16 protein-coding genes are annotated in these 22558 nt (G+C 72.7%); 4 read left to right on the forward strand and 12 right to left on the reverse strand.

The genetic code is table 11. The features are described from left to right. Positions 1-160: 160 nt before the first annotated feature. The 6 genes from DWV08_RS12460 to DWV08_RS12485 are packed head-to-tail and all read right to left on the reverse strand — an operon-like array spanning position 161 to position 6535. A complete protein-coding gene (locus tag DWV08_RS12460; RefSeq protein ID WP_115414092.1) occupies positions 161-1972 on the reverse strand; it encodes an ABC transporter substrate-binding protein in 1812 nt (603 codons plus the stop codon). Further along, positions 1969-2232: a hypothetical protein gene (locus DWV08_RS12465; RefSeq protein WP_115414093.1), complete on the reverse strand. Its 264-nt coding sequence runs from the start codon at positions 2230-2232 to the stop codon at positions 1969-1971. Before DWV08_RS12465 ends, DWV08_RS12460 begins: the two co-directional genes overlap by 4 nt. After that, positions 2229-3344, reverse strand: a complete 1116-nt coding sequence (locus DWV08_RS12470) for an ABC transporter ATP-binding protein (RefSeq protein WP_206516713.1) — start codon at positions 3342-3344, stop codon at positions 2229-2231. Before DWV08_RS12470 ends, DWV08_RS12465 begins: the two co-directional genes overlap by 4 nt. Next, a complete protein-coding gene (locus tag DWV08_RS12475; protein WP_115414094.1) occupies positions 3337-4461 on the reverse strand; it encodes an ABC transporter ATP-binding protein in 1125 nt (374 codons plus the stop codon). The genes DWV08_RS12470 and DWV08_RS12475 overlap by 8 nt, the downstream gene beginning before the upstream one ends. Next, a complete protein-coding gene (locus DWV08_RS12480; protein WP_115414095.1) occupies positions 4461-5381 on the reverse strand; it encodes an ABC transporter permease in 921 nt (306 codons plus the stop codon). Before DWV08_RS12480 ends, DWV08_RS12475 begins: the two co-directional genes overlap by 1 nt. Continuing rightward, positions 5378-6535 (reverse strand): ABC transporter permease, encoded by a 1158-nt coding sequence (locus DWV08_RS12485; RefSeq protein ID WP_115414096.1) that lies wholly within the window; start codon positions 6533-6535, stop codon positions 5378-5380. Before DWV08_RS12485 ends, DWV08_RS12480 begins: the two co-directional genes overlap by 4 nt. Positions 6536-6813: 278 nt before the next feature. Here DWV08_RS12485 and DWV08_RS12490 point away from each other — a divergent pair, with 278 nt between their 5' ends. Then, complete coding sequence (locus DWV08_RS12490; protein WP_115414097.1) at positions 6814-8124, forward strand: ABC transporter substrate-binding protein; 1311 nt, start codon at positions 6814-6816, stop codon at positions 8122-8124. 9 nt (positions 8125-8133) lie between these two features. Here DWV08_RS12490 and DWV08_RS12495 read toward each other — a convergent pair whose 3' ends face one another. The 6 genes from DWV08_RS12495 to DWV08_RS12520 all read right to left on the reverse strand — a co-directional run bounded on the left by DWV08_RS12495 (position 8134) and on the right by DWV08_RS12520 (position 16942). Continuing rightward, positions 8134-10929, reverse strand: a complete 2796-nt coding sequence (locus DWV08_RS12495; protein ID WP_162801571.1) for a glycosyl hydrolase — start codon at positions 10927-10929, stop codon at positions 8134-8136. An 80-nt stretch (positions 10930-11009) separates the two neighbouring features. Further along, positions 11010-12260, reverse strand: coding sequence for a Gfo/Idh/MocA family protein (locus DWV08_RS12500; protein WP_115414098.1), 1251 nt, complete (start codon positions 12258-12260; stop codon positions 11010-11012). Then, the gene (locus DWV08_RS12505) at positions 12257-13618 is read right to left on the reverse strand and encodes a Gfo/Idh/MocA family protein (RefSeq protein ID WP_115414099.1); all 1362 of its coding nucleotides are present in this window, start codon (positions 13616-13618) and stop codon (positions 12257-12259) included. The genes DWV08_RS12500 and DWV08_RS12505 overlap by 4 nt, the downstream gene beginning before the upstream one ends. 79 nt (positions 13619-13697) lie before the next feature. Next, positions 13698-14615: a carbohydrate ABC transporter permease gene (locus DWV08_RS12510; protein ID WP_115414100.1), complete on the reverse strand. Its 918-nt coding sequence runs from the start codon at positions 14613-14615 to the stop codon at positions 13698-13700. Further along, positions 14608-15546 (reverse strand): carbohydrate ABC transporter permease, encoded by a 939-nt coding sequence (locus tag DWV08_RS12515; RefSeq protein WP_115414101.1) that lies wholly within the window; start codon positions 15544-15546, stop codon positions 14608-14610. Before DWV08_RS12515 ends, DWV08_RS12510 begins: the two co-directional genes overlap by 8 nt. A gap of 85 nt (positions 15547-15631) precedes the next feature. Further along, complete coding sequence (locus DWV08_RS12520; protein WP_115414102.1) at positions 15632-16942, reverse strand: ABC transporter substrate-binding protein; 1311 nt, start codon at positions 16940-16942, stop codon at positions 15632-15634. Positions 16943-17545: 603 nt separating this feature from the next. On the opposite strand from DWV08_RS12520, the gene DWV08_RS12525 reads away from it, so the two are divergent. The 3 genes from DWV08_RS12525 to DWV08_RS12535 all read left to right on the forward strand — a co-directional run bounded on the left by DWV08_RS12525 (position 17546) and on the right by DWV08_RS12535 (position 22465). Continuing rightward, the gene (locus DWV08_RS12525; RefSeq protein ID WP_241237230.1) at positions 17546-18856 is read left to right on the forward strand and encodes an ABC transporter substrate-binding protein; all 1311 of its coding nucleotides are present in this window, start codon (positions 17546-17548) and stop codon (positions 18854-18856) included. Positions 18857-19010: 154 nt separating this feature from the next. After that, positions 19011-20372 (forward strand): ABC transporter substrate-binding protein, encoded by a 1362-nt coding sequence (locus DWV08_RS12530; RefSeq protein WP_115414104.1) that lies wholly within the window; start codon positions 19011-19013, stop codon positions 20370-20372. After that, entirely contained in the window at positions 20369-22465 is a 2097-nt protein-coding gene (locus tag DWV08_RS12535) for a hypothetical protein (RefSeq protein ID WP_115414105.1), read from the forward strand. Before DWV08_RS12530 ends, DWV08_RS12535 begins: the two co-directional genes overlap by 4 nt. The last annotated feature ends 93 nt before the right edge of the window (positions 22466-22558 follow it).

Here is a 22558-nt window from a genome sequence, read left to right on the forward strand (position 1 = left end):
GTCCTTCTCGCAGAGGGCGGCGCCCCGGGGCCAGGCTCCCCGGGGACTCGGTCCCGTGACTGTATCGCGCGCGGGCGCGTCGGCCCTGCCGCGCGGCCTCCCCGCCCGAGCGGGAACCGCGCGGGGCCGCGGCGCACCGGCCGCGGCCCCGCACCTCACCTCACCCCTCGACGGGCGTGATCTCCCCGCGGTACATCTTCAGGATCACGAAGTTGTCCGCGTACGGGGCGTTCTCCAGGATCGGGTCGTCCTCCGCCGGGAAGCCCTGCACGCGCACCCCCTCGAGCGCGGGGTTGTTCCCGTAGCGCTCGAAGAGCGGGATGATCGGCAGCAGCTCGTTGAACGCGAGCGCCACGGTGGAGACGTTCTGCTTCTGCTCCTCCTGGTCCAGACCCTCGCCGGACTGCGTCACCAGCGCCTCGAGGTCCACCGTGCCGGCGGAGGTCTCCACGTCCTGCAGCGGGAACCCGTACCCCTTGCCGCCCTGGTTCTTCGCGATCGGGATGTTGTGCACGAACAGGTCCGTCACGAAGGAGAAGTGCGGGTGGGGATGCGCGGAGGACCCCCACGCCTGGATCGCCATCTCGAAGTCGCCCTTGTCGATGTCGATCGGGGCCTGCTTGTCGTCGAGGCCGCGGGCGGTGACCGAGATGCCGAAGGCGGTGAGCTGCTCGGCGACGTTCTTGCCGGCGGCGGACCAGTCGGCGTAGGTCTGCGGGAACTGGATCTCGTACGAGGCGTCCTCGCCCTCCGGGGTCTTCCAGGTGTCCCCGGACTTGGTCCAGCCCGCCTCCTCGAGCAGCGAGGTCGCCTTCTCCTCGTCCTGCGCGTAGGGGTCGATCTTGCCCTTGACCTCCTCGGTGAGCCACTGGTCCACGAAGTTGTCGGAGAAGCCCACCATGTTCTCCACGGCCACCCCGGACTCCGCCAGGGAGACCTGCCCCACGGTGGCACGGTCGATCAGGTAGGCGAAGGCCTTGCGGGTGCGGACGTCGGCGAACTCCGGGTAGCGGTCCTGGTTGAGGTACAGCGCCGGCCCCGAGTACACCGGCGGGCGCAGGATCGTGTACCCGGCCGCCTCGAACGGATCCTCGGACGCGGGCGCGAAGCCGTGGGTCGCGTAGTCGACGTCCCCGGACTGCACCAGCGAGGTGATCTCGGTGGTCTCGCCGTTGTAGATCACCACCTGGTCGAAGGTCACCGCGTCCGCGCCGAAGCCGGACTCGTTGCGCACCAGGGTGAGCTGGGTGTTGGTGATGGTGTCGTAGTCGAAGTCGTAGGGGCCGGAGACCACCAGGCTCTCCGGCGCGAAGCTCTGGAACTCGGTGCCCAGCGCCTCTCCGTCGCCCTCGTCCATCGTGCCGCCGGCGTCGACGATCGCCTTGGCGCGGTCCGCCCACTCGCCGTACTGGGCGGTGGAGAGGATGTTGCTCTTGAGCACGTAGCGCTCGAGCACCGCCGGCGGGTCCTCGAAGCTGATCACCACGGTGGTGTCGTCGGGGGCCTCGAGCCCGGTGATGAAGCCCCACGAGGGGGCGCGCTGGATGAACTGCACGTAGAACGTGGTGAGGTAGTCCTGGGAGGTCAGCGGCGAGCCGTCGCTCCAGGTCAGCCCCTCCTTGAGGGTGACGGTGAGGGTGCCGCCCTCGGCATCGAGCTCGTGCGAGTCGGCGATCAGGTACTCCCACTGCTCCTCCGCCCACAGCCACAGGGCCGAGGGCGGCAGCAGCAGGTCGCGGTAGGGGCCGTCGCCGAGGATCACGGTGGGCACGCCCGCATAGGGCTGCGCGGCGTAGTTGAAGTGGCCCTCGGGGGCGGGCTGGTACGGCCAGGCGCCGTGGAACGCGCCTCCGCTCCCTCCCGCGCCTCCGCCCTCGGGCTCGGCGGGGGCGCAGGCGGCCAGGCCGGCGCCGGCGGCGGTGGTGAGGCCGACGGCCTTGAGGACGTCGCGTCGACTCCAGGTGGTGCTCATGGGTTCTCCTTCGGTGTGACGACCGGGTCGTCGTGTGAGGTCGGGGTCGCGTCGTCGCGATCCCGTCGGGGGGCGAGGGGTCGGGAGGCGAGGAGTCGGACGGCCACGGAGCCGACGACGATGCCCGCACCGAGGAGGAGCGCGAGCAGGCTCACGATCCGTTCGCCGCTGCCGGCGTCGGTGAGGGGGACCATGAGGGCCGCACCGACCCCCACGAAGCAGCCGAGCGAGAGCAGCGCCCGGGTGGCGGTGTCGATCATGGCGCGCCGCCGTCCGCCTGCGCGGCCGATCGTGCCCCGTCCGGGGCGCCCGACGGGTCGGTGACCACCGTGCAGGCGACCTCCTGGGCGTCGGCGCCCGGGGCCGTGCGCAGCACGGGGATGATCTCGCGGCAGCGGTCCTCGGCCAGCGGGCACCGCGGATGGAAGGTGCAGCCGGAGGGCAGCGCGGAGAGGCTGGGGATGTCGGCGCTGAGCAGGCCGCCGCCGGCCTTCTTCTGCCGCGACAGCTCGGGATCGGGTTCGGGCACGGCCTCCAGCAGCGCCTTCGTGTACGGGTGCTGGGGGTTGTTGATCACCTGCGGCGTGGGGCCGGCCTCGACGATCCTGCCCAGGTACATCACCGCGGTGCGCCCCTCCCACGCGAAGTACTTCGCCAGCGCGAGGTCGTGGGTGATGTAGATGAAGCCGACCCCCTCCTCCTTCCGCAGCTTCGTGAGCATGTTCAGCAGGCTCACCCGGATGGAGACGTCCAGCATCGAGGTGGACTCGTCGGCGATCAGCAGGCGGGGCGAGAGGGTGAGGCCGCGCGCCACGGAGACGCGCTGGCGCTGCCCCCCGGAGAGCTGGTGGGGGAACTTCTCGCGGTAGCTCTCCGGCGGGGAGAGGTCCACGGTGGAGAGCAGCTCGTCGACCTTCTGCTGCATCTCCGCCCCGCTGCGGGCCAGGCCGTGCCGGCGCAGCGGGATCGAGAGGGTGGAGCGCACCGAGCGGATCGGGTTGAGGGAGGCGTAGGGGTCCTGGTGGATGTACTGGACGGCCCGGCGGTACGCGCGCCGCTCGGCCCGGGTCATCTCGGCCAGGTCCCTGCCCTGGTACCGCACGCTGCCGGAGGTGGGGGCGGCCAGACCGGCGGCGAGCCGCGCGGTGGTGGTCTTGCCGCTGCCGGACTCCCCCACCAGGCACAGCACCTCGCCGGCGCCCACGCTGAGGGACACGTCGGAGACGGCGGGGAGGTCCTTCCCCTTGACGTGGAACACCTGCGAGGCGCCGTCGAGCTCGATCAGCGGGGCGGCGGGGGCGGAGTCCTGCGGGGCGCCCTGCGCCGACGCCGCGGCGGCGGGCGGGGCGGGGGTCGGGGAGGTCTCAGGCACGAGCGATCACCTTCCGTTCGTGGTGGACCTGCTCGTGGTGGAGGCAGGCGGCGGCATGGGTCATGTCCCCGGGGCGGGAGGTGAGCGTGATCAGCTCGGGCTCCTCCGCGCGGCAGGCGTCGGTGGCCAGCTCGCACCGCGGGGCGAAGGCGCAGCCGGGAGGGAGGGTGGCCAGCGAGGGCGGGGCGCCGGGGATCGAGGCCAGCTCGGGGAGGTCGCCCCGCACCGGCGGCACGGCGTTGATGAGCTTGGAGGTGTAGGGGTGCTTGGGGGCGGAGAAGATGTCCTGGGTGGTGCCGGTCTCGATGACCTTGCCGGCGTACATCGTCACCACCCGGTCGGCGAGCTCGGCGGCGAGCGCCAGATCGTGCGAGATGAAGATCATCGCGAAGCGGAACTCCTCGCGCAGCTCCGCGAGCAGGTCGATGACGGTGCGCTGGGTGAGGATGTCCAGCGCGGTGGTGGGCTCGTCGAGCACCAGCAGCCGCGGGCGCAGCAGCAGCCCCGTGGCGATCAGGGCGCGCTGCTTCATCCCGCCGGAGAGCTCGTGCGGGTAGCTGCCCAGCACCCGGCGGGGCTCGAGCCGCACCGAACGCAGGGCCTCGCCCGAGCGCTCGAGGATCTCGCGCCGCCCGATCCGGCCGGGGGCGTGGTCCCGGAGGGTGTCGGCCATCTGCTGGCCGATGGTGAGGACGGGGTTGAAGGCGTTCTGCGCGCCCTGGAACACCATCGCCGCCTCGGACCACCGCCACCGACGCAGCTGCCCGGCGCTCATGGTGGTGACGTCCCGCCGCCGGCCGTCCTCGCCGGTGAACGTGATCGAGCCGCCGGTGATCTCGCCGAGGGTGGGCAGCAGGCGCAGCAGCGCGAGGCCCAGGGTGGTCTTGCCGCAGCCGGACTCGCCCACCAGGGCGAGGGAGGTCTCGGGATAGAGGTCGAAGCTCACCCCGCGCAGCGCCCGCACCCGGGTGTCCTTCCCGGTGCGGTAGGCGACCTGGAGGTCCTTCGCGGAGAGCACCGGGTGCTCGGAGGGCGGGGTCGCGGGGCCCGGCGCGGCGGCGTCGGCCGCACCGGCGAGCGGGGTGGAGGGCGTGGGAGGAGGCGTGGTCGCGGGCATCAGCGGTCCCTCAGTCGGGGGTTGAGGATCTCTTCGAGGGTGCGGGTGAGGAGGATCAGTCCCAGCTGGAGCAGCACGATCATGGTGACCGGGGCGATGATGTAGGGCATCGCGTCCGGGTTGAACATCGCGCCCTTGGTCCACGCGTCGTTGATCATGATCCCCCAGTTGTTGCCCCGCTGCGGCGCCAGGCCCAGCAGGTACAGGCCCACCATCGCGTAGATCGCGTTGGTGACGGCGATGATGAAGTTGATGAGGATGTAGCTGGCCATGTTGGGGACGATCTCCCCGAACACGATCCGCACCCATCCCACGTCCAGCAGCTGCGCCGCCTCGACGAACTCGCGCTCCTTGAGGGAGAGCACCTGGGCGCGGATGGAGCGCATCAGCACCGGCCAGCTCAGCGTGCCGATGATGACGGCGAGCAGGGTGGGCGAGTCGAGCTTGTAGAAGGCGCCCACCACGGCCAGCAGCACGATCTGCGGGATCGTCATGACCACGTCGGTGAGCTGGAGCATCAGCGCATCGAAGCGCCCGCCGAAGTAGCCGGCCAGGGATCCGATCGCGACCGCGATGACGGTGGTGATGGCCGCGGCGAGGAACCCGACCATGAGCACGGTGCGCCCGCCGGTGACCAGGAGGTGGAGGGTGTCCTTGCCGCCTCCTTCGAGTCCCAGCCAGTGCGCGGAGCTGGGGGCCTCCCAGGCCCGGGCAGGATCGCCCGGCACGCTCGTGCCCATGATCAGCGGGCCGATCAGGGAGACGGCGAGGATCGCGAGCACCAGGAGCAGGCCGATGAATCCGGCGGTGCTGCGGGTGAGCTCGCTGAGCAGGCGCCGCAGCGGGCTCACGCCGGCGGAGGCCGACGGGGCGGGCAGTCCCGCCTCCGGATCGGTGACCGGGGGTGATGTGGTGGTCATGCCGCTCCTCCTTCGCCCAGGCGGATCCGCGGGTCGAGGGCCGCGTTGACGAGATCGGCGGCGAGGTTGGCGAGCACCACGGTGATGGTGACCACCAGCAGCACGCCCTGGATCGTGGGGTAGTCGCGGGAGTTGATCGACTCGAACAGCAGCAGACCCACACCCTCGTAGGAGAAGGTCTGCTCCACGAAGATGGCGCCGCCCACGATGAACCCGGCCTGGGTGGCGATCTGGGCGATCAGCGGCAGCAGGGCGTTGCGGCCCACGTAGTTGCCCTGGATGCGGGCGTCCTTGAGGCCGCGGGCCCGGGCCACGGTCACGTAGTCCTCCCCCAGCACCTGCGTGGTGGAGGCCTTCATGATCAGGGCCCAGGTGCCCACGGTGGTGAGGATGTAGGTGAGCATCGGCAACGTGGCGTGGTAGCCGATGTCGGAGAGGAAGCGGAAGGACAGCTCCGGCTCCACCCCGGGGGAGACGTTCCCGCGCATCCGGGTGTAGTCGATGACGCCCAGCTGCACCGCCCCGACCACCACGATGAGGATCGCGAGCAGGTAGTTCGGGATGGCGTGGAGGCCGCTGCCGATGATGGAGACGGCGTGGTCGATGACGCCGCCGCGGCGATAGGCCATGATCATGCCCAGCAGCAGGCCCACGGTGATGGAGATCAGCAGGGCCAGGCCCACGCTGTACAGGGTCCAGGGCAGGTACTGGGCGATCTTCTCGGTGACGGTCACGCCGGGGGTGGCGATCGAGGTGCCCATGTCCCCGCGCAGCAGTCCCAGCAGGTAGTCGAGGTACTGCCGCCAGATCGGGGTGGAGGGGTCGAACCGGAAGTAGTTCTGCGCCTCGGCGGCGGCCTGCTCGTAGCTCTTCCCGTACAGCGCGATCTGCTGGTTGATGTACACGTCCACCGGGTTGCCGGGCAGCAGGCGCACCATGAGGAACACACCGGTGGCCACCACCCAGATCACGAACACCGAGCGCAGGAGCCGGCGCAGCAGGAAGGAATGGTAGATCCTGTGCCTGAGGGAGGCCCGGGGGCGCCGGCCCTGCGGCGCGGTGCGCTCGTGGTCGCCGTGGACGCCGGGCGCGTCGCGCGTCGCGGAGCGCTCCGGGCCGCCGGGGCTCCCGGGCACCGAGATGTCCGTGCTCATGCTCCTCCTCGTGGTCACCGGTGGATGGTGGGAACTGTAAGCCCGCTCACAGCCCCGCGGGGGCGGTTTTCAGGTCACGATTTGAGCAACTTCGCTCGACTGAACCGTTATCTGCTCAGATTCACGCGTCGCCGACCGGTGGGCACCGCCCCGGGTCCACACCGCGGAAAGCGCTTGAGCGACACCGTTCCCCACCGCGAGACTCGACCTCCTGGGACTGTCCTGCGCCACCCGGCCGCACCCTTCACCGTCGAACGCAGTCCCGAGGAGAGCCCGCCATGCTCAGCCGTCGTCGCACCCTCGCCCTGCTCGCCGCCGCGGGCACCGGCTCCGTCCTCGCCGCCTGCGGCCCCAACGCACCCTCGTCCTCCTCCGCCGAGGGCTCCGCGCTGCGGGTCTACTGGTGGGGGGCGGAGCTCCGCGCCGGGCTCACCCAGGAGGTGCTGGACATGTTCACGCAGGACCACCCTGATCTCGCCATCGCCCCGGAGTACTCGGAGTGGTCGAGCTACTGGGACAAGCTCGCCACGCAGACCGCCGGCGGCACCGCGCCGGACGTCATCCAGATGGACGAGGCCTACATCGACTCCTACGGCAGCAACGGGTCGCTGCTGGACCTCGAGTCCGTCCCCGACGTGCTGGACCTCTCGGCGATGGACGAGGCGATCCTCGAGACGGGCCGTCTCTCGGACGGGACCCTCGTGGGCGCGCCGAACGGCTTCAACCTGTACGCGACGGGCATGAACCCGGCCGTGCTGGAGAGGGCCGGGATCGAGCTGCCGGACGACACCACGTGGACCTGGGACGACTTCCTCGCCCTGTGCCAGGAGCTCACCGAATGGGGCCGGAGCTCCGGCGAGAACGTCTTCGGGACCAGCGGCTTCGGTCGCGGTTCGGGCGATCTCGCCGCCTGGGGGCGCCAGAGCGGGGACCAGCAGCTGTTCCCCCGCGAGGGCGAAGAGATGGTCACCAAGGACACCATCGTCTCGCTGCTGGAGTTCAGCCTGCGCCTCGGCGACGAGGGTGCCGCACCGGATGCGGACACCCAGATCGAGAACGCCGGGGCGAGCCTCGAGCAGGGGATGTTCGCCACCGCCTCCTGCGCCTTCCAGCAGGTCCCGAGCTCGCAGATCCTCACCTTCCAGGACTCGACGGGGGATCCGCTGCAGCTGCTGCGCATGCCCGCGCGGGAGAGCGGGAACGCCGCGATGGTGAACAAGGCCTCGATGTACTGGTCGATCGGCGCGAACACCGCCGATTCCCAGAACGCCGCGCGCCTCACCTCGTTCATGCTCACCGACAGCGCCGCCGCCGAGGTGCTGAAGATCGAGCGGGGCATTCCCGCCTTCCCCGCGGTGCAAGAGGCCGTGCGGCCCCTCCTCACCGAGAACGAGCTGGTCTCGCTCGACTTCGCGCAGACGATGCAGGAGGAGGTGGTGACGCCGCCCGTGGTCACCCCGGCCAGCGGCGTCGGCTTCGGCGACGAGTACACCCGCATCGCGGAGGCGGTGCTCTTCGGCCAGACCGCCCCGTCCGACGCGGCCGACGAGATCCTCGAGATCCTCACCTCGATGCAGCCCGGATCCTGAGGCCCTCCCTCAGCGCCGTCGGTGCAGCACGGGCACGGCGCCCAGACCGGTGGCGACCCCGTCGAGCATCGTCTCCAGCTCCTGCATCTGGAACCGCTCGCCGTAGGTGCGGTGCGCGGCGGCGACCATCTGCGCCGCGGCCTCGGCGTTCTCGGCAGCGGCGGCGGCCGCGGCGGTGGTGCCGTGGATCCGCAGGGTGAGGCGTGAGCGCCCGGCGGGGAGGAGACCGGTGAGGTCGAGCCGGTAGGGCGGGCGCCACAGCACCCCCACCTCGGTCCCGTCCACCGAGACCACCGCGATCTCGCGCACGGGCGGCGCGAGCAGGGCCCGGTAGCCGCTGCCGCCGCCGGTGTGCGGCAGCACGGTGCCGTCGCCGAGGTCCAGCACCAGCGGGCCCTGCGCGGTGCGCTCGTCGAGCTCGAGCACGGTCTCCAGGAGCAGCGGGGCGGTCTCCGCGGCCTCCTCGCCGTGTCGCAGGTGCGGGAGCGTGACCGGGTGGGAGGGCGCGCCGGGACGGGTGAGGCTCCAGGGGCCCTCGAGCCGCAGCGGCCCGTCGTGCGGGTGGGCCGCAGCGTCTGCAGGCGCCGAGGCGTCCGCAGGCGCCGAAGCGTCCGAGGTGCCCGGAACGTCGGAGGCGATCGGTGCCGGCTCCGGGGTCGCGACCGGCGGGCCGACGACGGCTGCGGGCCCTGCCGGTCCGGTCGCGAGCAGCAGCAGCGCCTGATAGGGGTGCAGCTCCAGCGCACCGCCGGCGGGATCGAGGGTGAGGCTCTCACCGGGTGAGACTCCGCCCGGGTCCAGCAGCGTCAGCGCGGCGCGCGGCTCCCGCACCGAGACGTGGAGGGTGCGGTGCGTCGGCCCGGTGTTGACCAGCAGGTACAGGTCCCCGTCGGCGAGGCGTCGGCGCACCGTGCCCACCACGCCGCCGTCGCCGACGAGCACCAGCGGGGGCGGCAGGATCCCGCGCAGCGCCTCGGCGAGCGGAGAGTTCCCGCCGCCGTCCGCGCCGCGACCGCCGTGCCCGGCGCCGGCCTCCGCGCCCGCTACGTCCCCCGCAGCCCCGGACGTCGCGGCCCCGGCCATCGACAGCGTGGCGTGATCGACCAGGTGCTCGTCGGCGTAGCCGTCGGCCGGCATCTCGACGGGGAGCCCGGCGGGGTAGGCCGGGGAGTCCACGCTCAGCACGGTGCCGCCGGCCTCCCGCACCCGGTCCAGCCACGCGGCGGTCGCCGCGGGGAGGCGGTGCACGCGCGGCAGCACCACGACCGGGTGGGCGGCGGGGTCGAGGCCGGGGAGGATCTCGTCGTCGATGAGGTCGAGGTCGTAGCCGGCGCGGCGGAGCGCCGCCGGGAGCTGCTCGCCGATGCGGGCGCGGCAGGCGGCCCACAGGTCGTGGCCGGCGCCGCGGGCGGCGCGCACGTCCGCATAGGGCAGGTAGAGGGCGATGTCCGCGCCCGGGGCGCCGAGCCGCAGCGCGGCGCACAGCCGGGTGAGGTGGGCGGTGAGCTCTCCCATCGCGGGCCACCAGGCGTTGCGGTCGTCCAGCGCCCCGGCCGCGTAGAAGGTCCAGCCCAGGCCCGGCGCCTCCGGCGGGGAGTACGGCCAGCCGTGCCCCACGAAGTGGGTGATCCCCAGCAGCAGGTGCTCGTGCGCCTCGCCCAGCAGGTCCAGCGGCGCGGCGCGGAAGGAGGGCGAGTGCACCCACGTCCACACCTCGCTGGAGACCACCTCGCGGCGGTCGTGGTGCGCGGCCGACGAGGCCCAGCGGGACTGCGTGAGCGCCGTCCAGCCCGCGCCCTCGCCCTCGATGAGGTGGGCGCCGCGCTGGGCGGCGAGGGTGATCGGCGGCTGCCCGTAGCCCTGCAGGCGGAAGCGCACCCCGTGCTCCTCGGTCCAGGTGCGGCAGGTGGCCACGAACCCCTCCTCGACCAGCTCGGAGAGGGTGCGGCCGTAGTCCTCGCGCACCTGCGCCGCGCCCGGGGCGTCCACCTCCAGCAGGTGCAGCACCTCCCGCAGGTCGTAGCCGCGCCGGGCGAGGAACCGGGCGGGCAGCGCGGCGGTCCAGCCGCAGTCGTACACCTCGAGGCTGTCGCTGAACACGGAGCCGAGCAGCGCGGCGGGCACCGCACCGAGGAGCGCGCCGCCCACCACGTCGAGGTGGTGACGCACCGCGGCGGCGCTGAGATGATCCACCACGGGGCCCTCCGCCCCCGCGGCCGCCCGCTTGACCTGCTGCCCGGTCACCTCGGACCAGGCGATCAGCACCGTGCGCGGGCCGCGTCCGGCCGGGATCTCGAGGCGTCCGTCCGTCACCGCGAGCCGGGTCCAGCCCGACGGCGGCAGCCCCTCCCCCACATGCACCGACACCAGCTCGTCCCCCGGCCAGGATGGCGCGAGCTCCCAGCTCAGCGGCTGCGGGCCGAGATCGCGCCGCTCCCAGCGCAGGCGCCGCGCGGCGTACTCGGCCCCGATGTGGGCGCCGCCGTAGGACCAGCCGCTGCCCAGGGTCACGTCCAGCCGCAGGCCCAGCTCGCGGGCCCGCTCGGCCGCGTGGCGCACATGGGCGAGCACCTCGTCGGAGAGGTAGTCCGGGGCGCCGGGACGCAGGGGGTGCACGAGGGCGATCTCCGCGCCGCCCAGCCCCGCCGCGGCCATCGCCCGCAGCTCCCGGGCGATCTCGTCCCTGTCCATGTCCGGCCCGAACCACCACCAGCGCATCATCGGCCGCGCCCCCGGAGCGGGCGCGGCCAGGGCGTCGCGCACGTCCTCGGCGGTGTGCGGGGGCAAGGTGGTGTGCTCGGGCATCGCGGCCCTCCGGGGGGCGTGGGTGGGTCAGGCGGGCAGGGCGCCGGGGCGTGCAGGAGGGCGGGGCCCCGGTCGCCCGGTCAGGCGGGCGGGGTCCAGCGGTGCACGGCGTCCGGGCGGGCCCAGGGCACCCCGAGCTCGCTGAACGGCTGCCCGGTCGCGAGCGCGGTGCGCAGGGTCTGTTCGATCCCGTCCACCACCGGATGGGCGGCCTCCCCCTCCCCCGCCCAGGTCACGCCGGCCTCGATCGGCAGCGGATCGGGGACGGACTGGGTCGCCTCGAGCACGGCGCTGAACACGCCGGTGGAGGCGAGCGGGGAGCGCAGCGGCACGGAGCGGTCGCGCACGTGGGCCAGGAGGTTCTCCATCAGGTCCTCGCGCTCGTGGGCGAGCTCCTGCGCGGTGCCGTCGGCCGCGGTGCGCACCGAGCGGTCCTCCGTGTAGTACAGGCGGTGGCCGCCGCCGCTGCCGCGGATCTCGATCCAGGGGCTGGTCTGCTCGGCGGCGACGGTGGTCAGCGCGCACACCACCGCCGGCGCCTCCCCTGCCGGGTCGATGCGCAGGAAGGCGGTGTCGTCGGCCTCGATGTCGTGGGCGTGCCGCAGCTCGACGGTGACCGCGGCGATGTCCGCCACGTCGTCGATCCCGGCGATCGCGAGGCCGGCGTGCACGGAGTGGGCGAGGGGGTTGGTGGCCACGCCGTCGGCCACCCGCCGGCCGTCCAGGCGGCGCTTCCCGGCCCAGGCGGAGCGGGCGTAGTAGGCGCGGTCGCGCAGCCACGCCCCGTACACGTGCACCGCCTCGATCCGCCCGAGCGCGCCGGTGGCGACCTCCTCGCGCAGCACGTCCACGCCGGCGCCGCCGCGGGCCTGGAAGCCCACCTGCACGGAACGTCCGGCGGCCTCGGCGGCCTCGAGCAGGCGCCAGTGGTCCTCGAGAGAGGGCACCGGCGGCTTCTCCAGGTACACGTCGAGCCCGGCGGCGAGCGCCTCGGTGGCGAGCTCCAGGTGGGTGCCGATGGGGGTGGCGATGGCGACCACCTCGGGGCGGTCGGCCTCCGGGGTCGCCTCGAGCAGCGCCGCGAGGCTGCGGTGGTGGATGCCGGCCAGCTCCGGGGGCGGCTCGGCCACGTCCACCACCCCCACCAAGCGGGCGATTCCCCGCGCGGCGAGGCGCGAGAGGGTGCGCAGGTGCACGGCGCCGAAGCCGCGGGTGCCGAGCAGCGCGACCCGCACCGGCGCGACGCCGCTGGCGACGGCGTCGGGCCCGGTGGCGGCGCCGCGCCCGGTGGCGGCGTCGAGCCGGGCGGTGGCGTCGGCCGACGGGCTCATCGGGCCGCCTCGACCAGGCCGTCCTCGCGGGTGAGGTCCAGGCCCAGGAACTCGGCGACGTCCACCGGCGCCGAGGTGGCCAGCGACTCGTTGCCGCAGATGCCCACGGAGATGGCGCGCAGGCCGTCGCGGTGGTCGGAGGGGCGGCCCAGCTCGTCCTCGACGGGGCCCACGAACACGTCGCGCAGCAGCAGCGCGTCGCCACCGCCGTGCCCGCCCACGCCCTCGGGGATCTCCACCTCGCGGGCGGGGGCGAAGTGGGTCTGCACCACAAGGCGTTCCCCGCGCTCGCGCACCCCGGCATCCGCGGTGGTGACGGCGACGGCGCTGGGGTCCACGTGGGTGGCGGAGCTCGCGTCGTCCTCGCCGCGGGCGATCACCTCGGCGCGCTCCACCACCTCGAGCTCGGCCCGGCCCTTCGTGCCGTTGACCGCCACCCGGTAGCCCTCCCAGGGGCTGTGGGCGTTGAGCGCATAGGTGAGCACCGCGCCGCGGGAGTAGTCCACCAGGGCGGTGAGGTTGTCCTCCGCGGTGATGCCGGCGTCGAACACGGAGCGGTCGCGCTGGTAGCCGTCGTGCTGCTCGGCCTGGAGGTACAGCGCCTCGAGCCGCTCGTCGCTGCGCAGGTCCAGCTCGAAGGGGTCGTGAGGGCCGTCGTGCGTGCCGCGCGGGGGCAGCGCCGCCTGGCCGCGCGCGGCGGCGGCGTCGGCCCCGTAGAAGCGCAGCCCGCCCCGGGCGTACACCTGCACGGGGGTGTCCGCGATCCACCAGTTCACCAGGTCGAAGTGGTGGGCGGCCTTGTGGATGAACAGGCCGCCGCTGTTGGTCTTGTCGCGGTGCCAGCGGCGGAAGTAGTCCGCGCCGTGCTGGGTGTCCAGCACCCACTCGAAGGTCACCGAGACCACGTCCCCGATCTCGCCGGAGGCGATGACCTGCTTCAGCGCCGTGTTGCGGGGGCTGTAGCGGTAGTTGAAGGTCACCACCACGCTGCGGCCGGTGCGGTCGATCGCCTCCTGGATCGCGCGTGCCGACGGGGCGTCGATGGTCAGCGGCTTCTCCACCACCACGTCCGCGCCCGCGTCGAGGGAGCGCACCACGTGCTCGGCGTGCAGGCGGTCCAGGCTGGTGACGATCACGCGGTCCACCCGCTCCTCGCGGATGATCTCCTCGAGCTCGTCGGGCCCGCCCAGGCGCACGTCCGCGAAGGCCGGGACCCGGTCCCGGTGGAACTCGCGACGGGCGGGGTTGATGTCCAGCAGCGCCACCAGCTCGGCGACGTCGGCGTGGGGGCCGGCGATCGCATCGAGGTACATCTGGGCGCGGTGGCCGGAGCCGATCAGGGCGTAGCGGGTGGTCATGTCTCTCCTGGGTGCCGAACGGGCGGAGTGCGGGCGGGAACGGGCGGGGCGGGCGCCGTGGGGGCGCCCGCCCGGGGAACTACTTGATGCCGGTGGTGGCGAAGCCCTTCACCAGGAACCGCTGCCCGAAGAGGAACACCAGGAACAGCGGGACCAGCGAGAGCACCGACATCGCGAACATCGCGCCCCAGTCGGAGGCGCCCTGCGTGTCGAGGTAGGAGCGCAGCGCCAGCGGGACGGTGAAGTTGTCCGGGGTGGTGAGGTAGATCAGCGAGCCGAAGAAGTCGTTCCACGTCCACATGAAGGTGAAGATCGTGGTGGTGGCCAGCGCCGGCATCATCAGCGGCAGGATCACCTGGAAGAAGATGCGGAAGTGGCCGCAGCCGTCGATGCGCGCCGCCTCGTCCAGCTCCTTCGGGATGCCACGGATGAACTGCACCATGAGGAAGATGAAGAACGCATCGGTGGCCAGGAACTTCGGCAGGATCAGGGGGAGCATCGTGTTCACCCAGCCGGTCTGGGAGAAGATGATGTACTGCGGCACGATCACCACGTGGATCGGCAGCATCAGCGTCATCAGCATGATGGCGAAGGCGATGTTCCGCCCCCAGAACTTCAGCCGCGCGAAGGCGTAGGCGGTGAGCGTGCAGGCGAACAGGTTGCCGATCACGCAGCCGATCACCAGCAGCGTCGAGTTCATGAGGTAGTGCGAGAACTCGAAGGACTGCGCGCTCCAGCCCCGCACGTAGTTGTCGATGTCGAAGCTCAGCGGGAACAGCGACGGATTGCGGAAGATCTCGTCGTTGGGACGCAGCGAGGAGACCACCATCCACAGCAGCGGATAGATCATCGCCAGGCTCGCCACGATCATGAACACGTGCTTCAGGCCGCGGCGCAGCAGGTGCCGGGAATGGCGACGCACGGGGACGTCCTCGGCGGAGGTGGTGGTCGCGGGGGTGCCGGAGCGTTCCGGCGCGGTCACGGAGAGATCAGTCATCGTAATGCACCCAGAACTTGGAGACGAAGAAGTTGATCGCGGTGAAGATCGCGACGATGACCAGCAGCAGCCAGGCCATCGCGGAGGCGTAGCCCATGTCGAACTGGCCGAAGCCCTTCTGGTACAGGTACAGCGTGTAGAACATCGTCGAATCCGACGGGCCGCCGGTGCCGCCCGAGACCACGAACGCCTGCGTGAAGGTCTGGAAGGCGTTGATGACCTGCAGCACCAGGTTGAAGAAGATGATCGGGGTGAGCAGCGGGATGGTGATCCGGAAGAACTGCGAGACCTTCGAGGCGCCGTCCACGCTGGCGGCCTCGTAGTACATCTGCGGGATCTGCCGCAGCCCGGCGAGGAAGATGATCATCGGCGAACCGAAGGTCCACACGTGCAGCAGGATGATGGTCCACAGCGCCGTGTCCGGGTTGGAGACCCAGCCCGGCATGCCGGTGAAGCCCAGCGCCCCGAGGAACTGGTTCACCAGGCCGTTGGCGCCGAACATCTGCCGCCACAGGATCGAGATCGCGACCGAGCCGCCCAGCAGCGAGGGCAGGTAGAACACCGAGCGGTAGAACGACAGGCCCTTCATGCCCTGATTCAGCAGCACCGCCAGCAGCAGGGCCGCGATCAGCTGCAGCGGGGTGCCCACCAGCACGTAGGTGAAGGTGACGATGAGGGAGTTGTGCAGGCGGGTGTCGCCCCACATGCGCTGGAAGTTCTCCAGCCCCACCCATTCGGGGGCCGCGAGCATGCTGTAGTCGGTGAAGGACAGGTACAGCGAGGCCAGCATCGGCAGGATCGTGATGCCCAGCAGGCCCAGCAGCCACGGGGCCATGAACACCAGGCCCGCCCGGTTGTCGGGGTGCTTCTCGCGGGGGCCGCGGTTCCTGCCGCGCGACAGGATCTGGCTGAGTTCTCCGACAGCGCTCATCCGTCGTCTCCTTTCTGTGGGGCCCGCCCGGGACGGGGCCGACGGGGGCGATGCCCCGTCGGCCCCGTCGGGCCGGCGGCGGGGGTCAGCTCAGCGCCGCGCCGAGCTCGTCGAGCAGGCGCTGACCGGCCTCTTCCGGAGTGACGTTGCCGAAGAGCATGTCCTCGCCGGCGCGGGTGAGGATCGACTCGAACTCGCCGCCTCCCTGCGGGGTGATCTCCGGCGCGGGCCCGAGCTCGGACTCGATGGCGTTGAGGAAGTCGACGGCCTTGGTGTTGGCCTCGTCGAGATCCGGCACGATCGCCTCGCGCACGGAGAGGTTGCCGGGCACACCCCGCTCCACGGAGAGGATCTTGCCGGCCTCCGGGGAGTTGACCAGGAAGTCGACGAACGCGACCGCGGCCTCGGGATTCGCGGAGTTGGCGGAGACCGCCCAGTACATCGAGGCCTTGTACCACAGCTGCGCGTCGGAGGCGGAGCCCGTCATCGACGGCGGGCGCAGCACCGTGACGCCCTCGGGCACCAGCCCGTCGTGGGCGACGACCTGGTTGGACCAGGCCACCGTCATCGCGACCTTGCCGGTCGCGAACAGCGACTGGTCCATCGACTGCGAGGCGTCCTCCACGGAGGTGCTGGCGTCGGGGCCGGCGCCGCTCTCCTGGATGCGCTTGCCCCACTCGAACCACTCGGTGGCGGTGGCGGCGTCGAAGCCGGCCGCGCCGTCCTTGTACTGGTCCTGGCCGGCCTGGCGCACGTACACCTGGAACAGGCCCTGGACGGTGCTCATCTGCGTCATGCCGTAGGTGCCGTCCGGGGTGCTCTCGGAGATCTGCACCGCGGTGTCGATGAGATCGTCCCAGGTCCAGGTGGTGTCATCGGGGATGTCGACCCCGGCCTCGTCGAACACCTCCGGGTTGATGAGGAAGCAGAACGAGTTCAGGCCGGCGTTGATCGCGGCGAGCCCCACCTCGGGCAGCTCGCCCACCTCCACGGAGCCCTCGGCGAACTCGGAGGTGTCCAGCCCGGCGCCGGCGAGGTCCAGCAGCGCGCCGCGCTGGCCGTACTCGGCGAGGTACTTCTCGTCCATCTGCACGATGTCGGGGAAGTCGCCGCCGGCGGTCTGGGTGGCGAGCTTGTCCCAGTAGCCGCTCCACTCCCCCGGCTCGAGGGAGATGGTGACGTCCGGGGCGACGTCGCCGTAGGCGGCGACCACGTTCTCGGTGTTCTCGTTGCGGGTGGGGTTGCCCCACCAGGCCAGGCGCAGGCTGCCGGAGTCGGCGGAGCCCTCCTCACCGCCGGAGGAGGAGCCTCCGGAGGCGTTGGGGCCGCAGGCCGCGAGGCCGGCGAGACCGGGGACGGCGAGGCCGAGGGCGAGCGCGGAGCGTCGGGTGTACATCGGATCTCCTTTGATCATGGCGGGGGCTCGGGCCCCGGGTGGGGCCGACGGGTGGAGCGGGGGCGGACCGGGCGGTGGGCCCGGGATGGTGCAGGGCGATGCGGCGGTACGGGTGATGCGGCGCCTCGCCTCCCGGCGGGGCGGGCACGTGAGCGCCGGCCGCGCACCGCCCGGACGACCGGCCGGGGCCGGCGGTGCGCCGCCCCGGGATCTCCGGGAGCAGCACCAGCGGTGTGCAAGTTTTCAGGTCCGCCGTGCACCTCTCCCGTCGTCGGGGGCGGAGCTCGTGCGGTGGTCACCACAGGAAAGCGCTTGTCACCGGGTTTGTCAACTGCCGTGCATCACGCTCGGATCACGGTTCCAGGCCGCCAGGAAACGTTTCAGCTGAGAACGTTTGCAGACGCGCTGGTCAGCCCGAACATGGCGGCGGTCGCGATGGGCGGGCCGCGCGCACCGGCGCGACGGATTCTCCGGGGAGCACCCCTTGCGGCCGCGATGACCCCTCTGATTTAGTATGCCTCGACAACTTACTCTGAAACGACTCAGTCCGTCTCCTCCCGCGCGCCGGACAGGAGCCGTGCCGGCACCTCCCCGGAAGGATCGATGATGATCACCCGCCGCAGCACCCTCGCCCTGCTCGCCGCCGCCGGAGCGGTGCCCGCCCTCGCCTCCTGCGGCCCCAACGCCTCGAGCGGGGGCGAGGAGGGCGAATCCCCCGTGCGCCTGTACTGGTGGGGCGGTGACCTGCGCGCCGGGATGACCCACGACGCGCTGGACCTGTTCGCCGCCGCCCACGGGGACATCGAGGTCTCCCCCGAGTACAGCGAGTGGACCGGCTACTGGGACAAGCTCGCCACCCAGTTCGCCGGCGGCGACTCGCCGGACGTGATGCAGATGGACGAGTCCTACATCGACTCCTACGGCGCCCGCTCCTCGCTGCTGGACCTCGAGACCGTCTCCGACGTGCTCGACCTCGGCGCGATGGACGATGCGGTGCTGGATACCGGCCGTCTCGACGACGGCACGCTGGTGGGCGCGCCGCTGGGCATCGGGATCTTCGCGGTGGGCGTGAACCCCGTGCTGCTGGAGCAGGCGGGCGTCGCGATGCCGGAGGACACCACGTGGACCTGGGACGACTTCGCCGAGATCGCCACGCAGATCAGCGACTGGGCCGCGGAGGCGGGGGAGGACGTGGTGGGCTTCGACTTCTTCGGCACCGGCACCGCTGAGCTCGGCGCCTGGGCGCGCCAGAGCGGCGAGCAGCTCTTCCCGCGGGCCGACGAGACGCTGATCAGCGCGGCGACCATCACCTCCTTCCTGGAGTACTCGCGCGCGCTGGTCGACTCCGGCGCGGTCCCGGCGCCGTCGGAGCAGATCGAGGACGCCGCCGCCGGCGTGGAGCAGGGGCGCTTCGGCACCAACCGCTCCGCGTTCCACCTGCAGTTCCACACCCAGGTGCAGACCTTCCAGAAGTCCTCGGGCTCCCCGATGCAGCTGCTGCGCCTGCCCGCGCTGACCAGCGGCGACCACCAGATGGTGAACAAGGCGTCGATGTACTGGTCGATCTCCGCCCAGTCCTCGCAGCCGGAGGCGGCCGCGACCCTGGTGGACTTCCTGCTGCGGGACCCGGAGGCCGCCGCGATCCTGAAGATCGAGCGCGGCGTCACCGCGTTCCCCGAGCTGCAGGACGCGATCGAGCCGGAGCTCGACGAGGACGAGAAGGTCTCCCTCGACTTCGCCCGCGACATGCAGGCGGAGGTGGTGCGACCGCCGCTGGTCACCCCGGCCTCCGGCGTCGCCTTCGGGGACGAGTTCGGCCGCCTCGCCGAGGAGTCGCTGTTCGGCAGCCGCCCGCCCGCCGAGGTCGCCGACGAGATCCTCGAGGTGCTCACCTCCATGCAGCCCGAGCGCTGAGCACGGGCCGACGCACTCGGCCCCCGTTCACCCCCGCGCTCCACGCTCCGGAGCCGCCCGGATCGTGCCCCGGAGTCGCTCCACCTCACCCCGCCGGCCCCGCCCGCCCGCGCGTCACCGCGGCGGGTCCCACCCCACCGTCGAAGGAGACGTCATGACCCGCCGCCCGCTCCCCCGCCCCCAGCCCCTGGACCCCCGCTCCTCTCCCCCGTGCGACCGCCCGGGCCCCACCCGCCGCACCGCGCTGCTCGGCCTCCCGCTGGGCGTGCTCGGCGCGGGCGCCCTCGCCTCCTGCGGCCCCAACGCCTCGAGCGGGGGAGAGGACGGGGACGACGCCTCGCTGCGCTTCACCTGGTGGGGCAACACGGATCGCGCCGCGACCACGCAGCAGGTGATCGACCTGTTCGTGGCCGAGCACCCCGAGATCGCCGTCTCCGTCGAGCCGGGGAACATCGCCGGGTACTTCGACAAGCTCGCCACCTCGGTGGTGGCCGGGGACGAGCCGGACGTCATCACGATGGGCGGCGCCTACCCCGCCGAGTACGCCGCCCGGGACGTGCTGCTGGATCTGGGCTCCGTCTCCGCGCAGCTCGACCTCTCCGGCATGGACGAGGTGGCCCGCAGCAACGGCCAGGTGGACGGCACGCAGGTGGCGGTGACCACGGGCATCAACGCGCCCGGCATGATCGTGAACCGGGCGGTGCTGGAGGCGGCCGGGGTGGAGATGCCGGATCCGGAGAGCTGGACCTGGGAGGACTTCGCCGAGGCCGCCCGCGCGGTGAGCGAGAGCAGCGAGGAGGGGGTGTACGGCTCCGGCACCGTGTTCACCCACGACTCCCTGGACCTGTGGGCACGCCAGGGCGGCCAGATCCTCTACACCGAGGACGGCGAGATCGGGGTGGACGTCGAGACGGTCGCCTCGTTCTTCGCCTTCTCGAAGGAGCTGGTGGACTCCGGCGCGTCCCCCGGGGCGGAGGAGCTCGTGGAGCTCACGGACGTGGGGCCGGAGCAGACCCTCATCGGGCGCGGGGCCGCCGCGTTCATGCTCACCTGGTCCAGCTCGCTGACCCCGCTCGCCGACGCCTCCGGGGAGGAGCTCGAGATCGTCAAGGTGCCCGGGGAGTCGCGGGAGACCGGGGTGTGGCTGCAGTCCTCCCAGCTGTACACGATCTCGGCCCGCACCGCCGCCCCCGAGGCCGCGGCGACGTTCGTGGACTTCCTGGTCAACTCGCCGGAGGCAGGGAAGCTGATCCTCACCGACCGCGGGGTGCCCGCCGTGGAGGCGGTGCGGCAGGCGATCCTGCCCGAGCTCACCGACTCGGCCCGGCGCGAGGTGGAGTACATCTCCGCGCTCGGCGCGATGGAGCTCAAGCCCACCTGGATCGGTCCGGCCGGGTCCACCGCGGTCGCGGAGATCACGCCCCGCCACCAGAGCACGGTGCTGTTCGGGGACGCGACCGCCCAGGAGGCGGCGCAGGCCTGGCACGACGAGGCCGTCGCCGCGGTCGCGTCGTGACCCCCGCCGCGATCGACCGCCGCGCGGTGGTCTCCCGGCACGATCCGCACCTCGACGGCACCTCCGAGGCGGTGCTCTCGGTGGGCAACGGCAGCTTCGCCGCGGGCGTGGACCGCACCGGCACGCAGACCCTGTGCGGGCCCGGCCATCCGGAGACCCGCCTGAACACGATGGCCGAGTGGGGCTGGCACTCGATGCCGGAGGGCCCGCCGGCGCCGTGGGAGTCGGTGCTGCACCCGTACGCGACCTCGCGCGGCCGGGCGCTGTTCGTGGATCTGCCGGAGGGGACGGAGGCGCCGGGACCGGGCCCGGCCTGGTTCCGGGAGAACCCGCACAAGGTGTCGCTGCTGCGCTTCTTCCTGGTCGACGCGCGGACGGGCCGCGCGCCGGCGGCGGCGGACCTCGCCGGCGCCACCCAGCATCTCGCGCTGTACGACGGGCTGATCCGCTCCCGGTTCCGGTACCGGGGGCGGGAGTGCACGGTGGTCACGGCCGCGGATCCGGAGCATGCGGCGCTCGCGCTGCGGATGGACGCCCCGGGACTCGCCCTCGCCCTCGCCTTCCCCTACGGCACCACCGACTGGGAGCGCGCGGCGGACTGGGAACGGCCGGGCGCGCACGAGACCGTGCTCGCGGGGGACCGGATCCGTCGGCGCCTGGACGATCTCGCCTACGACGTGCAGGTGCACGGGGGCGGACTGCGCCGCACCGGCGCGCACGAGGTGCAGGTGCTGCCGCCGGGGGACGCCGCCGAGGCCCCGCTCGACCTGGTGCTCGCGCTGCTCCCCCGGGAGGTGCCGCCGCTGTCCCTGCCCGCCGCCTCCTCGCTCCCCACCGCGTCGCCGAGCACCACCACGTCCCCGGGCACCGCTGACGCGCCGCCGCCCTCGGACCCGGCGGCCCTGCGGGACCGTGCGGCCGCCTTCTGGTCCGCGCACTGGGAGGGCACCGGTGTGCTCGACCTCGGCGCGGCCGACGACCCGCGCGCCGCGGAGCTGGAGCGCCGGGTGGTGCTCTCGCGCCACCTGCAGCGCGTGCACGCCGCCGGGGTGCTCCCGCCGGCGGAGACCGGGCTGCTGGCGAACTCGTGGCGGGGCAGGTTCCACCTCGAGATGCACTGGTGGCATGCGGCGCACTTCGCCCTCTGGGGCGATGCGCCGTCCCTGCGCCGCAGCCTGGACTTCTACGCCGCCGCCCTGCCCACGGCGCGGGCCACCGCGGCCCGGCAGCACTGCCGCGGTGCGCGCTGGCCCAAGCAGACCGGCCCGGACCTGCACGAGTCCCCCAGCGACATCGGCCCGTTCCTGCTGTGGCAGCAGCCGCACCCGCTCCACCTCGCCGAGCTGCTGCGCCGCGCCGATCCGGCCGCCGGGCGCGACCCGATGCTGCAGGAGATCGTCGAGGAGACGGCGCTGTGCCTGGTGGACCTGCTGGACGAGGACGGGGACCGGCTGGGCCTCGGGGCCCCGCTGGTGGGCGCCCAGGAGCGCCACGTCCAGGACCGGGCGGTGCTGCGCGACCCCTCCTTCGAGCTGGCCTACACCGCCTGGGCGCTGCGGATCGCGGACGGGTGGCGGCACCGGCGGGGCGCGGCCGGGGCCGGGGAGCTCACCGCGATCGCGCGCCGGATCCATGCGCCGCTCACCGCGCAGGGCCGGCTGTCCACCTTCCGGGCGGGTCCCGCGATGGATCGCTCCGATCATCCCTCGCACCTGCTCGCCTACGGGATGGTGCCGCCCACCGGCACGATCCCCGCCCGCGCCGCCCAGCACGCGCTCGAGGACGCGCTGCAGGACTGGGACTGGGACTCCACCTGGGGCTGGGACTACCCGGCGCTGGCGATGACCGCCGCGCGCCTGCAGCGGCCCGAGACCGCGGTGGACGCGCTGCTGCTGCCCACCGTGAAGAACCGGGCCGACGAGGCCGGGCACGTCCCGCAGCGCCCGGGCCTGCCCGCCTACCTGCCCGCCAACGGCGGCACCCTGATCGCGGCCGCGCTGATGGCGGCGGGCTGGGACGGCGGGCCCGACTCCCCCGGCCTGCCGCCGCAGTGGGGTGCCCGCCACGAAGGGATCCTGCCGCTGCCGGGCTGAGCGCGCCGCCCGCCGCGCACGCCGCCGACACGGCCCGTTCACGCCCCCGCCATGCACGGGCGCTATCGTCGGGCCGATCTCGAGGGGACGCGA

Origin of the sequence: Brachybacterium saurashtrense, assembly GCF_003355475.1 — a bacterium.
GTDB lineage: Bacteria > Actinomycetota > Actinomycetes > Actinomycetales > Dermabacteraceae > Brachybacterium > Brachybacterium saurashtrense.

What these genes read in the sequence shown, in the direction of transcription:
- DWV08_RS12475 (WP_115414094.1), bottom strand. Translation starts at nt 4,461, where the DNA reads ATGCCCGCGACCACGCCTCCTCCCACGCCCTCCACCCCGCTCGCCGGT.
- DWV08_RS12510 (WP_115414100.1), bottom strand. Translation starts at nt 14,615, where the DNA reads ATGACTGATCTCTCCGTGACCGCGCCGGAACGCTCCGGCACCCCCGCG.
- DWV08_RS12520 (WP_115414102.1), bottom strand. Translation starts at nt 16,942, where the DNA reads ATGTACACCCGACGCTCCGCGCTCGCCCTCGGCCTCGCCGTCCCCGGT.
- DWV08_RS12490 (WP_115414097.1), top strand. Translation starts at nt 6,814, where the DNA reads ATGCTCAGCCGTCGTCGCACCCTCGCCCTGCTCGCCGCCGCGGGCACC.
- DWV08_RS12505 (WP_115414099.1), bottom strand. Translation starts at nt 13,618, where the DNA reads ATGACCACCCGCTACGCCCTGATCGGCTCCGGCCACCGCGCCCAGATG.
- DWV08_RS12465 (WP_115414093.1), bottom strand. Translation starts at nt 2,232, where the DNA reads ATGATCGACACCGCCACCCGGGCGCTGCTCTCGCTCGGCTGCTTCGTG.
- DWV08_RS12530 (WP_115414104.1), top strand. Translation starts at nt 19,011, where the DNA reads ATGACCCGCCGCCCGCTCCCCCGCCCCCAGCCCCTGGACCCCCGCTCC.
- DWV08_RS12525 (WP_241237230.1), top strand. Translation starts at nt 17,546, where the DNA reads ATGATGATCACCCGCCGCAGCACCCTCGCCCTGCTCGCCGCCGCCGGA.
- DWV08_RS12460 (WP_115414092.1), bottom strand. Translation starts at nt 1,972, where the DNA reads ATGAGCACCACCTGGAGTCGACGCGACGTCCTCAAGGCCGTCGGCCTC.
- DWV08_RS12515 (WP_115414101.1), bottom strand. Translation starts at nt 15,546, where the DNA reads ATGAGCGCTGTCGGAGAACTCAGCCAGATCCTGTCGCGCGGCAGGAAC.
- DWV08_RS12480 (WP_115414095.1), bottom strand. Translation starts at nt 5,381, where the DNA reads ATGACCACCACATCACCCCCGGTCACCGATCCGGAGGCGGGACTGCCC.
- DWV08_RS12500 (WP_115414098.1), bottom strand. Translation starts at nt 12,260, where the DNA reads ATGAGCCCGTCGGCCGACGCCACCGCCCGGCTCGACGCCGCCACCGGG.
- DWV08_RS12485 (WP_115414096.1), bottom strand. Translation starts at nt 6,535, where the DNA reads ATGAGCACGGACATCTCGGTGCCCGGGAGCCCCGGCGGCCCGGAGCGC.
- DWV08_RS12495 (WP_162801571.1), bottom strand. Translation starts at nt 10,929, where the DNA reads ATGCCCGAGCACACCACCTTGCCCCCGCACACCGCCGAGGACGTGCGC.